General features: G+C 68.5%; 15 protein-coding genes. 14 read left to right on the top strand and 1 reads right to left on the bottom strand.

Annotated elements, in window-relative coordinates; genetic code table 11:
• Positions 1-163: 163 nt before the first annotated feature.
• The 14 genes from sdhA (at position 164) to rsmI (ending at position 12,856) form a co-directional block, all read left to right on the top strand.
• The gene (gene sdhA, locus ACJ8AN_RS30190; RefSeq protein ID WP_407758977.1) at positions 164-2,044 is read left to right on the top strand and encodes a succinate dehydrogenase flavoprotein subunit; all 1,881 of its coding nucleotides are present in this window, start codon (positions 164-166) and stop codon (positions 2,042-2,044) included.
• 15 nt (positions 2,045-2,059) lie between these two features.
• The gene (gene sdhB / locus ACJ8AN_RS30185; protein ID WP_407758976.1) at positions 2,060-2,890 is read left to right on the top strand and encodes a succinate dehydrogenase iron-sulfur subunit; all 831 of its coding nucleotides are present in this window, start codon (positions 2,060-2,062) and stop codon (positions 2,888-2,890) included.
• Positions 2,891-3,108: 218 nt separating this feature from the next.
• Positions 3,109-4,269, top strand: a complete 1,161-nt coding sequence (gene sucC, locus ACJ8AN_RS30180; protein ID WP_407758975.1) for an ADP-forming succinate--CoA ligase subunit beta — start codon at positions 3,109-3,111, stop codon at positions 4,267-4,269.
• A gap of 24 nt (positions 4,270-4,293) precedes the next feature.
• Entirely contained in the window at positions 4,294-5,196 is a 903-nt protein-coding gene (gene sucD / locus ACJ8AN_RS30175) for a succinate--CoA ligase subunit alpha (protein WP_407758974.1), read from the top strand.
• A gap of 35 nt (positions 5,197-5,231) precedes the next feature.
• Entirely contained in the window at positions 5,232-5,675 is a 444-nt protein-coding gene (gene ndk, locus ACJ8AN_RS30170; protein ID WP_407758973.1) for a nucleoside-diphosphate kinase, read from the top strand.
• Positions 5,676-5,843: 168 nt separating this feature from the next.
• On the top strand, positions 5,844-7,016 hold the full coding sequence (rlmN, locus tag ACJ8AN_RS30165; RefSeq protein WP_407759035.1) for a 23S rRNA (adenine(2503)-C(2))-methyltransferase RlmN: 1,173 nt from the start codon (positions 5,844-5,846) through the stop codon (positions 7,014-7,016).
• Positions 7,017-7,102: 86 nt separating this feature from the next.
• The gene (gene rpsP, locus ACJ8AN_RS30160) at positions 7,103-7,369 is read left to right on the top strand and encodes a 30S ribosomal protein S16 (protein WP_407758972.1); all 267 of its coding nucleotides are present in this window, start codon (positions 7,103-7,105) and stop codon (positions 7,367-7,369) included.
• A 22-nt stretch (positions 7,370-7,391) separates the two neighbouring features.
• A complete protein-coding gene (locus ACJ8AN_RS30155; protein ID WP_407758971.1) occupies positions 7,392-7,670 on the top strand; it encodes a KH domain-containing protein in 279 nt (92 codons plus the stop codon).
• The gene (rimM, locus tag ACJ8AN_RS30150) at positions 7,667-8,233 is read left to right on the top strand and encodes a ribosome maturation factor RimM (RefSeq protein ID WP_407758970.1); all 567 of its coding nucleotides are present in this window, start codon (positions 7,667-7,669) and stop codon (positions 8,231-8,233) included. Before ACJ8AN_RS30155 ends, rimM begins: the two co-directional genes overlap by 4 nt.
• Positions 8,233-8,967: a tRNA (guanosine(37)-N1)-methyltransferase TrmD gene (trmD, locus tag ACJ8AN_RS30145; protein WP_407758969.1), complete on the top strand. Its 735-nt coding sequence runs from the start codon at positions 8,233-8,235 to the stop codon at positions 8,965-8,967. Before rimM ends, trmD begins: the two co-directional genes overlap by 1 nt.
• Positions 8,968-9,099: 132 nt before the next feature.
• The gene (rplS, locus tag ACJ8AN_RS30140) at positions 9,100-9,507 is read left to right on the top strand and encodes a 50S ribosomal protein L19 (RefSeq protein ID WP_407758968.1); all 408 of its coding nucleotides are present in this window, start codon (positions 9,100-9,102) and stop codon (positions 9,505-9,507) included.
• A 99-nt stretch (positions 9,508-9,606) separates the two neighbouring features.
• Positions 9,607-11,595, top strand: a complete 1,989-nt coding sequence (locus tag ACJ8AN_RS30135; RefSeq protein WP_407758967.1) for an ATP-binding protein — start codon at positions 9,607-9,609, stop codon at positions 11,593-11,595.
• Positions 11,596-11,655: 60 nt separating this feature from the next.
• Positions 11,656-12,018, top strand: a complete 363-nt coding sequence (locus ACJ8AN_RS30130) for a YraN family protein (RefSeq protein ID WP_407758966.1) — start codon at positions 11,656-11,658, stop codon at positions 12,016-12,018.
• Between the two features lie 7 nt (positions 12,019-12,025).
• A complete protein-coding gene (rsmI, locus tag ACJ8AN_RS30125) occupies positions 12,026-12,856 on the top strand; it encodes a 16S rRNA (cytidine(1402)-2'-O)-methyltransferase (protein ID WP_407758965.1) in 831 nt (276 codons plus the stop codon).
• Positions 12,857-12,877: 21 nt separating this feature from the next.
• Here the strand turns inward: rsmI and ACJ8AN_RS30120 are convergent, their stop codons facing one another.
• Positions 12,878-14,173: a hypothetical protein gene (locus ACJ8AN_RS30120; RefSeq protein ID WP_407758964.1), complete on the bottom strand. Its 1,296-nt coding sequence runs from the start codon at positions 14,171-14,173 to the stop codon at positions 12,878-12,880.
• Positions 14,174-14,258 lie beyond the last annotated feature (85 nt).

Here is a 14,258-nt window from a genome sequence, read left to right as displayed (position 1 = left end):
TCTTATCCCTCCATTCCGGTAATCTTTGCGGCTCGCTGAATTCGCCAGTTAACTAGTGTGACGCATTCGCACCGGGGGGCCGGGTCGCGCACTCGCGAAGTCGGGTGGCGCACCGGTCACGTCCAGGACGCGTCTGGACTTCCGGTCACCAAGGAGACGCAGCATGGCAGCAGCAGCGCGGTTCACGGTGGTGGGCGGCGGACTCGCCGGGCTGATGACCACCATCAAGCTTGCCGAGGCCGGCCATCAGGTCGACATCCTGTCGCTCGTGCCGGTGAAGCGTTCCCACTCGGTCTGCGCCCAGGGAGGCATCAACGGCGCGGTGAACACGAAGGGTGAGGGGGATTCCCCGGACATCCACGTGAAGGACACGCTGCGCGGCGGTGACTTCCTCGCCGAGCAGATCTCCGTGAAGGGCATGTGCTACGCGGCCCCGGGCATCATCTACCTGCTCGACCGCATGGGCGTGACCTTCAACCGCACGCCGGAGGGCCTGCTGGACTTCCGCCGCTTCGGCGGCACGCTCCACCACCGGACGGCCTTCGCGGGCGCCACCACCGGCCAGCAGCTGCTCTACGCGCTGGACGAGCAGGTGCGCCGCTGGGAGGCCGAGGGCCGCGTCACCAAGTACGAGTACTGGGAGTGGCTGGGCACGGTGAAGGACGGCGCGGGCCGCGTCATCGGCAGCGTGGCCATGGATCTGCGCACCAATGAGATCCGCACCTTCCCGGCCGAGGCCGTGTGCCTGGCCACCGGTGGTCCGGGCATCGTCTTCGGGCGCTCCACCAACTCCATCATCAACACCGGTACCGCCGCTGGCCGCGCCTTCATGGAGGGCGCCATCTACGCCAACGGCGAGTTCATCCAGGTGCACCCCACCTCCATCCCGGGTGAGGACAAGCTTCGCCTGATGAGCGAGTCGGTGCGTGGCGAGGGGGGCCGCGTCTGGGTGCCGCGCAAGAAGGGCGACAACCGCAGCCCCAAGGACATCCCCGAGAGCGAGCGCTTCTACTTCCTCGAGGAGAAGTACCCCAAGTACAAGAACCTCGTGCCGCGCGACGTGGCCACCCGCGAGATCTTCAGCGTGTGCCGCGAGCTGGGCCTGGGGCTCGACGGCGGCGACGCCGTGTACCTGGACGTCACGCACATCCCGGCCCACGTGCTCACCGCCAAGCTGGGCGGCGTGATGGAGATCTACGAGAAGTTCGTGGGCGATGATCCGCGCTACGTGCCCATGCGGATCTTCCCGGGCATGCACTACTCGATGGGCGGCCTGTACGTGCGCTTCGAGGCGGACTCCCAGACGCAGACGCCGCTCGTCGGCAGCCCCGTCAACCAGTCCACCAACATCCCCGGCCTGTACTCCACGGGCGAGGCGGACTACGCCTACCACGGCGCGAACCGCCTGGGCGCCAACTCGCTGCTGTCCTGCATCTACAGCGGCATGATCGGCGGCCCGGCCATGGTGGCCTTCTCCAAGAGCCAGTCCAAGAGCGCCGACGACGCGAGCCACCAGCCCTACTTCGCCGACTCGAAGAAGTATTGGGAGGACCGCTTCGCCACCATCAAGAAGATGGACGGCAAGGAGAACGCGTACGGCCTCACCCGCGAGCTCGGCGACCTGATGACGGAGAACTGCACCGTCGTCCGCTACAACGACCGGCTCAAGAAGACGGTGGAGAAGATCCGCGACTTCAAGGAGCGGTGGAAGAACATCAACGCCCTGGACACCGGCAACGTGGCCAACCGCAGCATCTCGTACGTCAACCAGCTCTGGAACATGTTCGAGCTGGCCGAGGTGATCGCCAAGAGCGCGCTGCTGCGCGACGAGAGCCGCGGCGCCCACTACAAGCCGGAGTTCTCGCTGCCCGAGCCCGCCTCGAAGGATCCGACGAAGGATCCCAACTGGATGGGCCTGTGGAAGAAGCGTCACGAGAAGTGGGCCAAGACGACCATCGCGAAGTACGCGGTGGAGGGCCCGCAGATCAGCTACGAGGACATCCCCACGCCCGTGCTCGATCCCGAGCCGCGCTGGTACGCCTGATCAGGAGGGAACGACATGGACAACGCGACCGCGCAGGCGCCTGTCAGCACCAATTCCAAGCACGTCACCTTCCGCGTCTGGCGCCAGATCGGCCCGGACGGGGCGGGGCACTACGACGAGTTCCGCGTTCCCTACGGCAAGGGCGCGAACGTCGTCTCCTGTCTGATGGAGATCCAGCGCAACCCGGTCACCGTGGACGGCCGCAAGGTCTCCCCGGTCATCTGGGACGCCGCCTGCCTCGAGGAGGTGTGCGGCAGCTGCGCCATGAACATCAACGGGCGGGTCCGCATGGCCTGCTCGGCGCTGATCGACCGCATCATCGGTGACGGGGAGCCCATCATCACCCTGGAGCCGATGAAGAAGTTCCCCGTCACGCGCGACCTGGCGGTCAACCGCGACCGCATGTTCGACGCGCTCAAGCGCGTGAAGGCGTGGATCAACATCGACGGCACGCACAACCTGGGCCCCGGTCCCCGCCAGTCCCCGGATGACCAGACGGTGATGTACAAGCTGTCCACGTGCATCACGTGCGGCAGCTGCGTCGAGGCGTGCCCGCAGGTGACGATCGACAACGACTTCATCGGTGCCGCGGCCATCAGCCAGGCCCGCCTCTTCAACATGAACCCCACCGGCAAGATGAACGCCGAGGAGCGTGTCCGGGGGCTCATGGGGCCGGGCGGCATCCAGGACTGCGGCAAGGCGCAGAATTGCGTGAAGGTGTGCCCGAAGGAGATCCCGCTGACCACCTCCATCGCGGTGATGAACCGCGAGGTGACCAAGCAGATCATCAAGGACATCTTCTTCGACCAGAGCGCCGAGAAGAAGGCGTCCAGCGGCCCGGGGTAGAAGGCCGTCCCCGTCACACCCCCGTTTCATGAGGCCCCACGTCCGGCTGCTCCTCGCCGGGCCGGGGCCTCGGTTCGTTTCCGGTCCATGGGTTTGGCCCTTGACAGTAGGGCCTTGCCAATCGGGCCATTCTGCGCGAGAGAGGCACCCGCACCGTCCCGCCCCGGGGCTGATTCCCGGGTGCCAGTTTCGCGTCACTCGCGTCACCCGGAGCTTCGATGAAGATCCACGAGTACCAGGGCAAGGAACTCTTCCGGAAGTATGGCGTCCCCACGCCGCGCGGCATCCTCGCGCTCTCGCCCAACGAGGCCGAGGCGGCCGCCAAGCAGCTGGCCACGCCGGTGGTCGTCGTGAAGGCGCAGATCCACGCCGGTGGCCGCGGTAAGGGCGGCGGCGTGAAGCTCGCCAAGAGCCCCGCCGAGGCCAAGGATCTGGCCAAGCAGATGCTGGGCATGAAGCTCAAGACGATCCAGACCGGGCCCGAGGGCCAGACGGTCCACAAGGTCTACATCGAGGAGGGCCTGGCCATCGGTCAGGAGCTGTACCTCGGTGTGACGCTGGATCGCGCCACCTCGCGCATCACCTTCATGGCCTCCCGCGAGGGTGGCGTGGAGATTGAAGAGGTGGCCGCCCACAGCCCCGAGAAGATCCTCCGCGAGGGGGTGGACCCGGCCGTGGGCTTCCAGGACTTCCAGGGCCGCAAGCTGGCCTTCGGCCTGGGCCTCTCCGGCCCCACGGTGAACAAGTTCGTCCAGTTCTGCTCCGCGCTCTACCGCATGTTCGTGGAGACGGACGCCTCCCTGGTGGAGATCAACCCGCTCGTCATCCTCAAGGACGGCGGCGTGGTGGCGCTCGACGCGAAGGTGGACTTCGACGAGAACGCGCTCTACCGGCACAAGGATCTGCTGGAGTACCGCGACACCTCCGAGGAGGAGCCCCGCGAGACCCAGGCCAAGGAGTGGGACCTGGCCTACATCGCGCTCGAGGGCAACATCGGCTGCATGGTGAACGGCGCGGGTCTGGCCATGGCCACCATGGACACCATCAAGCTGGTGGGCGGCCAGCCGGCCAACTTCCTCGACGTGGGCGGCGGTGCGAGCAAGGAGAAGGTGACGGCGGCCTTCAAGCTGATCCTCGCCGACCCGGCGGTGAAGGCGGTGCTCGTCAACATCTTCGGCGGCATCATGAAGTGCGACGTCATCGCCGAGGGCATCATCGCCGCGGCGAAGGAAGTGCAACTCAAGGTTCCGCTCGTGGTGCGGCTCGAGGGCACCAACGTGGAGAAGGGCAAGGAGCTGCTGCGCACCTCCGGCCTCGCCATCACCCCCGCCGACAACCTCCGCCAGGCCGCCGAGAAGGCCGTCGCGGCGCTGAAGTAGTCCAGGCAGAGAAAGGTTCAAGCCATGAGCATCCTCGTCAACGAGAACACGAAGGTCCTCTGCCAGGGCATCACCGGCTCGGCGGGCTCGTTCCACTCCAAGCAGATGCTGGAGTACGGAACGAAGCTCGTTGCTGGCGTCACGCCGGGCAAGGGTGGTACCGACTTCGAGGGCAAGGTCCCCGTCTTCAACTCGGTGGCCGACGCGGTGAAGCAGACCGGCGCCAACACCTCGGTCATCTTCGTTCCGCCCCCCTTCGCCGCCGACTCCATCATGGAGGCCGCCGACGCGGGCATCTCCCTCATCATCACCATCACCGAGGGCATCCCCGTCAACGACATGGTGAAGGCCAAGCGCTACCTCCAGGGTAAGCCGGGCGTTCGCCTGATCGGCCCCAACTGCCCCGGCGTCATCACCCCGGGCGCGAAGTGCAAGATCGGCATCATGCCGGGCCACATCCACAAGCCGGGCCGCATCGGCGTGGTGTCGCGCTCGGGCACGCTCACCTACGAGGCCGTGTACCAGCTCACCCAGCTGGGCCTGGGCCAGTCCACCGCGGTGGGCATCGGCGGTGACCCGGTCAACGGCACGGACTTCGTGGACGTGCTCAAGCTCTTCAACGCCGACCCCGAGACGGACGCCGTCATCATGATCGGCGAGATCGGCGGCGACGCCGAGGAGCGCGGCGCCGAGTACGTGGCGCGCGAGTTCACCAAGCCCATCGCCGGCTTCATCGCCGGTCAGTCCGCCCCTGCGGGCAAGCGCATGGGCCACGCCGGCGCCATCATCTCCGGTGGCAAGGGCACGGCCTCGGAGAAGATGAAGGCCATGGAGGCCGCGGGCTTCGTCATGGCCGCCAGCCCCGCCGAGCTCGGCACCACGCTGCAGGAGGCCGTCAAGCGCGGCGCTCCCAAGAAGAAGCGCTAGTCCCACCCACACCCGACATACCGAGGACCATCACCATGGCCATCGAGCGTACGCTGTCCATCATCAAGCCCGACGGGCTCCAGAAGGGCGTCATCGGCAAGATCATCTCCCGCTTCGAGGAGAAGGGTCTCAAGCCGGTCGCCATCCGCCTGCAGCACCTGTCCCAGGCCCAGGCCGAGGGGTTCTACGCCGTCCACAAGGCGCGCCCCTTCTTCAAGGACCTGGTGAACTTCATGATCTCCGGCCCCGTGGTCCTCATGGTGCTGGAGGGTGAGAACGCCGTCCTGGCCAACCGCGACATCATGGGCGCCACCAACCCGGCCAACGCCGCCCCGGGCACCATCCGCCGCGACTTCGCCACCAGCATCGACCAGAACACGGTGCACGGCTCGGACAGCCTGGAGAACGCGAAGAACGAGATCGCGTACTTCTTCCGCGAGACCGAGCTCGCCCCCTACGAGTACACCAGCAAGAAGTAGCTGGCAGGGCCTCATGGCCCGGGATACGGCCCGGCTCCCGCGCTCCTCCGCGGGGTCGGGCCGTCGTCTTTCCCGCGCCAGGGCAGGGGAGGGAACGAGCCCTCCTTTGACTCCGCGTCCTCTCTTGTGGGAAGGGACACCGTCCTTCCCCCCGTTGGAACCATGACGATGCAGCCCGAGTCCTCCAACATCCCCGCCGCGATCGCCGAGCTCCAGGCGGCCCCGCCCGCGCCCGAGCCGGCCCCCGCGCCCGCCAAGCTCGTGGAGGTCTCCAGCCTCACGCTGGAGGGCCTCACCCGCTTCTTCACCGAGCAGCTCGGTGAGCGCTCGTTCCGCGCCAGCCAGCTGTACCGGTGGCTCCACCAGCGCGGCGCCACCTCGTTCGACGAGATGACGGACCTCTCCAAGGCCCTGCGCGAGAAGCTCAAGCAGCGCGCGGAGATCGTCCCCCTGGTGAAGGACGCCGAGCAGCGCTCGGTGGATGGCACCATCAAGTACCGCTGGAAGACCCGCGACGGCCGCTACATCGAGTCCGTCTACATGCCCTCGGAGGACCGCAAGACGCTGTGCGTGTCCACCCAGGTGGGCTGCGCCATGGCGTGCAGCTTCTGCATGACGGGCACCCTGGGCCTCAAGCGCAACCTCACCCCCGGGGAGATCGTCGCCCAGGTGCACGCGGTCAACCGCGAGGTGCGCAAGAACGAGCACCTGGAGACCTTGCGCCCGCTCTCCAACCTGGTCTTCATGGGCATGGGCGAGCCCCTGCACAACTTCGAGAACCTGAAGACGGCCCTCTCCATCCTCCAGTCCGAGGACGGGCCCAACTTCAGCCACCGCCACATCACCGTCTCCACGGTGGGCCTGGTGCCGATGATCGAGCGCTTCGGCCAGGAGACGGACGTGAAGCTGGCCATCTCGCTCAACGCCAGCACCGACGAGCAGCGCTCCAAGACGATGCCCGTCAACCGCAAGTGGAACATCGCGGCGCTGCTGGACGCCTGCCGCAAGTTCCCCCTGCGCCAGGGCCGCCGCATCACCTTCGAGTACGTCCTCTTGCGCGACTTCAACGACAGCGACGAGGACGCCTGGCGCCTCATCGAGCTGCTCAAGGACATCCCCGCCAAGGTCAACCTCATCCCCTACAACGAGAACCCGGGGCTGGGCTTCAAGACGACCATGGACGAGCGGGCCGAGCGCTTCCGGGAGCTGCTGTGCGAGGGCCACGTGGCGGCCTTCATCCGGCAGAACCGGGGCCGGGATATCGCCGGAGCGTGTGGCCAGCTGGCCAACCGGGGTGGGGAAAACGCGTCAGAATCGCCCCAAAGCCCCGAGCTTCCTTGACAATCCGCTTCGCGGGGCGTTAAGAGCGCCCCCCTCCAAGCTGATCACCTTCGTCTCACCTTCAGTTTTCACCTGGAGCATCAGAAATGGCCGTTGTTCTCCGTCTTGCCCGCGCGGGCGCCAAGAAGAAGCCGTACTACCACGTGGTGGCCACCGACTCCCGTAACCCCCGGGATGGCAAGTTCATCGAGGCCGTGGGCGCCTACGATCCGAACCTCAACCCGGCCAAGGTCGAGTTCGACGCGGACCGCCTGGAGTACTGGCTGAAGTCCGGCGCGACCCCGTCCGAGACGGTGGGCGAGCTCATCAAGCGTCACAAGCGCGCCGCCGCCGCCGCCACGCCCAAGGCCTAGTTTCTCCGGCTGAGCGGACCGCGTGGAGCAACTCATCATCTATCTCGCGCGGGCCCTGGTCGATTCACCGGACCAGGTGAGCCTGCGCGCGTCCGACGTGGAGGGGGCCCGGCTCTATGAGCTGAAGGTCGCCCCCGAGGACGTGGGCAAGGTCATCGGCCGTGATGGGCGCACCGTGGGTGCCCTCCGGACGTTGCTCGGCGCCGCGGCCCAGAAGCAGGGCCAGAAGGTCCGCCTGGAAATCCAGGACGACCGGCGCCAGCCGACCCCCGCGTCCACCACCGCCCCCGAAGGCCAGTGAACCTCAAACCGCACCTCGAGCTGGGCTACGTGGCCCGCGCCCACGGTCTCCAGGGCGAAGTGGCCATCCGCCCCTTCGACCCCGAGTCCGAGACGCTCGATTACGTCGAGCGGGTGCTCGTGCGTCCGCGTTCCGGCCAGGAGCGCGTCCTGCGGATCGAGTCCGTGCGCCCCACCCCCAAGGAGATGCTCGTCGTCTTCGAGGACGTGGACGGCCGCACCGCCGCCGAGGCGCTCGTGGGAGCCACCGTGCTGGCCTTCCGCGAGGACCTCGAGCCTCCCGCCGAGGACGAGTACTTCCAGGGCGACCTGGTGGGGCTCACCGCCGTGGACGAGGCCGGCAACGTGCTCGGCCGCGTGGAGGAGCTCTGGGCCACCGGCGAGGTGCCCAACCTCGTCATCCGCGCCGAGGGCAGGGAAGAGCTGGTGGTGCCCTTCGCCGACGACTTCGTCTCCACCGTGGACATCCCCGGCGGGCGCCTCGTGGTGAAGCCTCCGGAGTACCTCGAGACCGGCGGCGAGCAGGGCGGGGAAGGCAAGGACGGGGAGGAGGGCGAGGGCTGATGTACGCCGTGGAGGTCATCACCCTGTTCCCGGACAGCGTCTCGAGCTACCTCGGGGCGAGCATCCTCGGGAAGGCCCGGGAGAAGGGGCTGCTCGGCGTCACCGTCACCTACGTGCGGGACTTCGCCGAGGGCAAGCACCGCGTCACCGACGACACGCCCTATGGGGGCGGCGCCGGCATGGTGATGAAGCCCGAGCCCCTGGTGGCCGCCATCGAGGCCGCCCGCGCCCGTGCTCCTGCTGGCGCCAAGGTGCTGCTGATGAGCCCCCGCGGCCCCGCCTTCACCCAGGCGAAGGCGCGCGAGCTGGCGAAGGAGCCCGGGCTGATCCTCGTCTGCGGCCGCTACGAGGGCGTGGACGAGCGCGTCATGCCCTACCTGGACGGGGAGGTGTCCCTGGGGGACTTCATCCTCACCGGGGGCGAGGTGGCCGCCCTGGCCGTGGTGGACGCCGTGGCCCGGCTGTTGCCCGGAGTGCTGGGCAACGAGACCTCCAGTGTCACCGAGAGCTTCGAGGAAGGCCTCCTGGAGCACCCCCACTACACCCGGCCCCCCGTCTTCCGCGGCGCCGAGGTGCCCGCCGCCCTCCAGTCCGGAGACCACGCGCGGATTGCCCGCTGGCGCCGCTGGAAGGCCCTGCAACTCACCCGGGAACGGCGCCCGGACCTGTACGCCCGCCTGGAGCTCGGCAAGGCGGACACGAAGCTGTTGGCGAAGAAAGAGGAGGAGTTGTAACCCCTCCGATGGTTTTTGGGCCTGGGGTCGGTGTTCTGCGGGCTTGTCCGACCCCCGGCTCTCTGGTAGTACGGCCCGCTCTCAAGTTTCGTACCCCGAGTCCGAGCTTCACGGGATTACTGGAGTCAAGTCATGCGTCGCAGCGCTATCGAGTACGTGGAGGCCAAGAACCTTCGCAAGGACATCACCGAGTTCCGTACCGGTGATTCCGTTCGCGTCCACTGGAAGATCAAGGAAGGCGACAAGGAGCGCGTGCAGGCGTTCGAGGGCACCGTCATCCGCAAGAAGAAGGGCCACAACCGCGCCTCCTTCACCGTCCGCAAGGTCTCCTTCGGCGTGGGCGTGGAGCGCATCTTCCCGATACACAGCCCCCGCTACGAGAAGATCGAGGTCCTGAGCCGCGGTAACGTGAACCGCAACCGCCTGTTCTACCTCCGCGCCCTCAAGGGCAAGGCCTCCCGCGTGGAGACGATGGAGGACGCGGAGATGCGCCGCGCCGCCGCGAGCCACCACGCCGCCGCGGGCAAGGCCAACGCTTGAGCCCTCGCCAGCCCTCTGGGGCTGGTGCTGGTTCCGGGGAGCGTTCCTTTCGAGGACGCTCCCTTTTTTCATGCCCATGCGCGCTAGAATGGGGAGCGCATGCACTTCGTCGAGGTTGCCGTCCAGAACGTCCGCGGGTTCTCCCCGGCGGGCCGTTTCGCCCTGAAGCCTGGGTATCTGGTGCTCAATCCCCCCGCGGATATGAGCCCGCTGGCGACGCTGTCGCTCGCGCTGCTCTACGCGGATGGGCGCGGTGGGGATGCGTCCCTCGCCGCCTCCACGCAGAAGCCGGCCAAGGCCGCGCTCACCTTCGTGGGGCAGGACTCCGTCACCTACCGCATCCTGCGTGAGCTGGGTGGCGGTGGCTCGCTGCACCGGCTCAATCCCGCCACGAAGCAGCCGGAGCTGGTGACGCAGGACACCGCCGAGGCCAACCAGTTCCTCCGCGGCCAGGCCGGCCTTCCGCCCCGCACCACCTTCGAGCAGCTCTTCTGCCTCCAGGCCGCGCAGCTGCCCTCGCGCAAGCCCCGCGGCGGTGGCCAGGCCTCGATCTCGGGGCTGCGCAGGGGCACGGCTCCCGGCATGGGCTCCTCTCCCGGAATGCCCGCGCTGCGCACGGCCTCGTCGCCCGGCATGCCCGCGTCGTCCCCGGGCATGGCGGTCTCCGGCACGGGGCTCGGCGGCCTGCAGACGGTGATGCCCGTCTCGGACATCCCCGCCGCCGAGGCGAAGCTGCGCGAGCTCGAGAAGGAGCTCCTGTTCTGCAAGGAGGTCGACAACCTCCAGTTCGAGGTGGACGGGCTCAACTCCCAGGTGTTCGACCTCGAGTCGAAGCTGCGCGGCACCGACGGCATGAAAGCGAAGGTGCGCGAGGCCGAGGCGGCCTGGAACACCGAGCCCACGCCCGAGTCCATGGGCCTGCCCCAGGACATCGTGGCCCGCGCGGAGCGCTACCCGCGCACGCTCGCCCGGCGTGACGAGGCGCTCGCGCGTCTCAACTCGGACCGCGAGGTGGCCGAGGAGCAGGCGCAGCGGCTGCCGGACGTGCAGCCCCTGGTGCGCAACCAGAACTTCTGGATCGCCGTGGCCGCGGGCGTGGTGAGCTTCATCGCCAGCTTCTTCTTCACCAACGCGGCCCGCTACGTGGGCTTGCTGGACATCCCCGCGTTCGGCTTCGCCGCGGTGCTCGCCCTGCGCTACGTGGACGAGCTCCAGGAGAAGGACCGGCTGAGCCGCCGGGGCGAGCAGTTCGCCGCGCGCGAGAAGAAGATCCTCGAGGAGTTCGAGGCCGAGGCCGGGCCGGTGCGCAAGGCGCTGGAAGTGTTCGACGTGGACACGCCCCGGGAGATCGCCCCCCGCCTGCAGCGCCGCGAGCAGCTCGGGGCCGAGGTGGCCCGGCTGCGCGCCGAGCTTCTCTCCATGGAGAATCATCCGGAGTTCGTCGAGGCCGCCCAGCAGCTCCCGGTGCTCCGCCAGCAGATCGAGCTGCTCAACGCGAAGATCGCCGAGAAGGGCAACTTCGTGCGCGACGTGCGCGAGGTGGAGCGGGAGCTCCTCCGGCTCAAGGAGTCCATCGCGTTCGCCCGCAATCCGCAGCTGGCCGCCATGGGGGTGATGCCCGGCGCCGAGGCCGCTGGAATGGAGGCGCTGGAGGATCCCTCGCCGATGGTGATCGGCCTGGCGGCGGATCTGCTCGCCACGGACCTGTCCTCCGTCGTGGGCATGCTGCGCGACCGCTGCGTGCAGTACTTCAGCGCGCTCACCGAGCGCCGCTACGTGGGCGTGGAATGGGACAAGGAGGGGCGGACGATGGTGGTGGGCGCCTCGGGCCGACGCATCCCCGTGGGCGAGCTGCCTCCGCGCGAGGTGGACCTCTTCTTCCTCAGCCTGCGGCTGACGGTGGTGGAGAAGGTGAGCCCCCGGGTGAAGCTGCCGCTGCTGGTGGAGGACGCGCTGGTGGGCGTGGACGAGGCCCGGCTGCCGCTGCTCGGGCGCATGTTCAAGCACCTGGGCACGCTCACGCAGGTGCTGCACGTCACCCCGCTCGCCAGCTTCCCGCCGATGTCGGACGGGACTGTCACCCTGTAGCGAGAGGGCCTCCGTGCCGGGGGCCCGGGGAGGGGTGGGTTGGGACGGCGAGGGGCGGAGGTGGATCGCAAGGAGTACGGGGACGAGGGCGAGGAGGCGGCGGTGCGATTCCTGGAGGGGCGGGGCTACCGGGTGCACGCGCGCAACTACTCGTGCCGCCACGGGGAGCTGGACGTGGTGGCCGAGCGCGGGGACACCGTCTGTTTCGTGGAGGTGCGCATGCGCTCCACGGCCGTGTGGGGAGACCCCGCGCACACGGTGTCCTTCGCCAAGCAGCGCAAAGTCGTGAAGGCCGCGCTGCACTTCCTGGTGGCCCACCGGCTGCGGGACAAGATGCTGCGCTTCGACGTCATCTCGGTGGTGGGCCGCGGCGAGCGCGCGACGGTGGAGCACCTGCCGGGCGCCTTCGACGCCGGCATGTGAGGCACGAATGGCTGGGACGCTCTACCTGGTGGCCACGCCCATCGGGAACCTCGGGGACATCTCCACGCGAGCCCTGGAGACGCTGCGGCAGGTGTCCTTCGTGGCCTGCGAGGACACGCGCCACTCTCGCGTGCTGTTGGACCACTTCGGCATCGCCGCGGACACGGTGAGCCTGCCCGCCTTCGCCGAGGGCCAGCGCGCCGGCCGCATCCTGGACCGGCTCGAGGCCGGCGAGGACTGCGCCCTGGTGACGGACGCGGGCAGTCCCGGCATCAGCGACCCCGGTGAGAAGCTGGTGGCCGAGGCGCTCCAGCGCGGGGTGAAGGTGGTGCCCGTGCCGGGGCCCACGGCGCTGGTGGCGGCCTTGAGCGCCTCGGGGCTGCCCACCGCGCGCTTCCACTTCCTCGGCTTCCTGCCGCGCAAGGGCCCCGAGCGCCAGGCCATGCTGGAGGAGGTGGCCCCGCTGTCCGCCACCATCGCCCTCTACGAGTCCCCGCGCCGACTGGCCGAGACGCTGGTGGACCTGAAGGACGTGCTGGGAGAGCGGCGCGCGGTGGTGGCGCGGGAGCTCACCAAGGTGCACGAGGAGTTCGTGCGCGGCTCGCTGAGCGAGCTGGCCGGGCGTTACGCCTCCGAGGAGCCCCGGGGCGAGGTGGTGGTGCTGGTGGAGGGCCGCACCGGCGAGCACCGCTGGTCCGAGGACGAGCTGCGGCGCGCGCTGGAGGAGGGACTGGGGCGCGGCGAGAAGCTCAAGGTGCTCAGCACCGAGCTGGCCCGCCGCGCCGGTTGGTCCGGTCAGGACGTGTACCGCTTGGGGCTCGGGCTCAAGAAGCGGTGAGCCCGGCCACCGTGCGCCACCCTAGAAGCTCAGGGTGGCGGTGACGTCCAGGCGGAAGTCCTTGCTCTCGGAGGCGTAGAAGCGCCGCGAGACGAAGTCCGTGCGGTAGTCGAAGTTGGGGTTGAGCTCCCCCGGGTTGGCCGAGATGTCCACCGTGCCGTTGCCGTCCATGTCCTTGCCGATCTTCTCGTCGGTGAGGACGTGGTCCGTGTTGTAGAGCATCATCCCCGAGCCCCGGACGGACAACACGTCGGAGAGCTGCAGCGTCAGGCCGAACTGGCCGCCGAACTGCAGGTAGTCCCCCGTGTAGAGCAGCTTGCGCAGCGCGCCGCTCAGCTCGTTGTAGTAGCGGCCCTCGGACACGTACTGGGTGAGGGCGCGCAGGTCCAACTTGATCTTGCGCCGGGGCGTGTCGATCGCCTGCAACTCGGTGCCGAACGTCACCCCGGCCACGTGCGCCGGCTGGATGCCCGTCGTCTTGCGATCCCACCCGTCGATGCCGCAGTTCTCCGGCCGGCCGAGGTTCTGCGGCTCCACGTTGCGGCTGTCGCAGTTGGAGTAGTAGCCCGGGCCCCGCACCGGAATGGTGTAGTGGATTTTGAAGTACGGCTCGGCCAGGCCGATCTTCCGCGAGAGCGCCGTGTACAGCGTGTACTTGTGCACCCGGTCCCCGACGGGGCTCCGGTTGTCCGAGGCCGTCAGCAGGCTCGGGTCGAGCTGCTTCGCCGTGGGCGCCTCGTAGTCCAACCCCAGCACCCACGTGGGCTTGGTCTCGTCGTTGCGCTGGTTGAAGGCGGCCCACGACAGCCCGAAGCGCATGTTGCCCAGGCCCCCGCGGAACGTCTCCAGCGGCACGGCGAAGAGCGGCTCCGCGGCCGAGGCCACACAGGGCTGGCCCGGCGACGTGGCGCAGTCGTTGCGGACGCGGTTGGTGGTGATGGACGAGTTTTCCGCGGTGCGCCCCGCGACGAAGTTCAGGTTCTCGTTCCTCGCCAGGACGATGGGCAGGCCGAACGAGAGCTCCACATCCGGGGAGATCCCGATGGCCAGGTCCATGTTCAGCCGGGTGTCGTAGCCCCTGTACCAGAGCTCGGGGACGAGCTGCCGGGTGTCGCTCGGCTGCGTGGAGGTGCCCGTGGGGAGCACCTCACGGAGAATCTTCGCGCGCCGCTGCGAGTGCTCGAAGCCCACATCGATGAACATCCCGAACGGTTTGTCGTCCTCGAAGGACGAAGCGACCCGGGTGATATCCGCCGCGGTGGCGACGAACGGCGCACCCAGCGTCAGCGCGGCGACAACAGCGCGAAGCCTGGACATCCGACCTCCGGAACCACACCCTCGGGCGCCCGGCCCACACCACCCAACCCCCGAGAAATGTTGAGAAATTGTCGGGGGACGCTAT

Origin of the sequence: Archangium sp. (genome assembly GCF_045802675.1) — a bacterium.
In the GTDB taxonomy this organism is placed as follows: domain Bacteria; phylum Myxococcota; class Myxococcia; order Myxococcales; family Myxococcaceae; genus Archangium.
The sequence above is the reverse complement of the archived record's forward strand: the minus strand, read 5'-3'. Positions and strand labels throughout refer to the sequence as shown.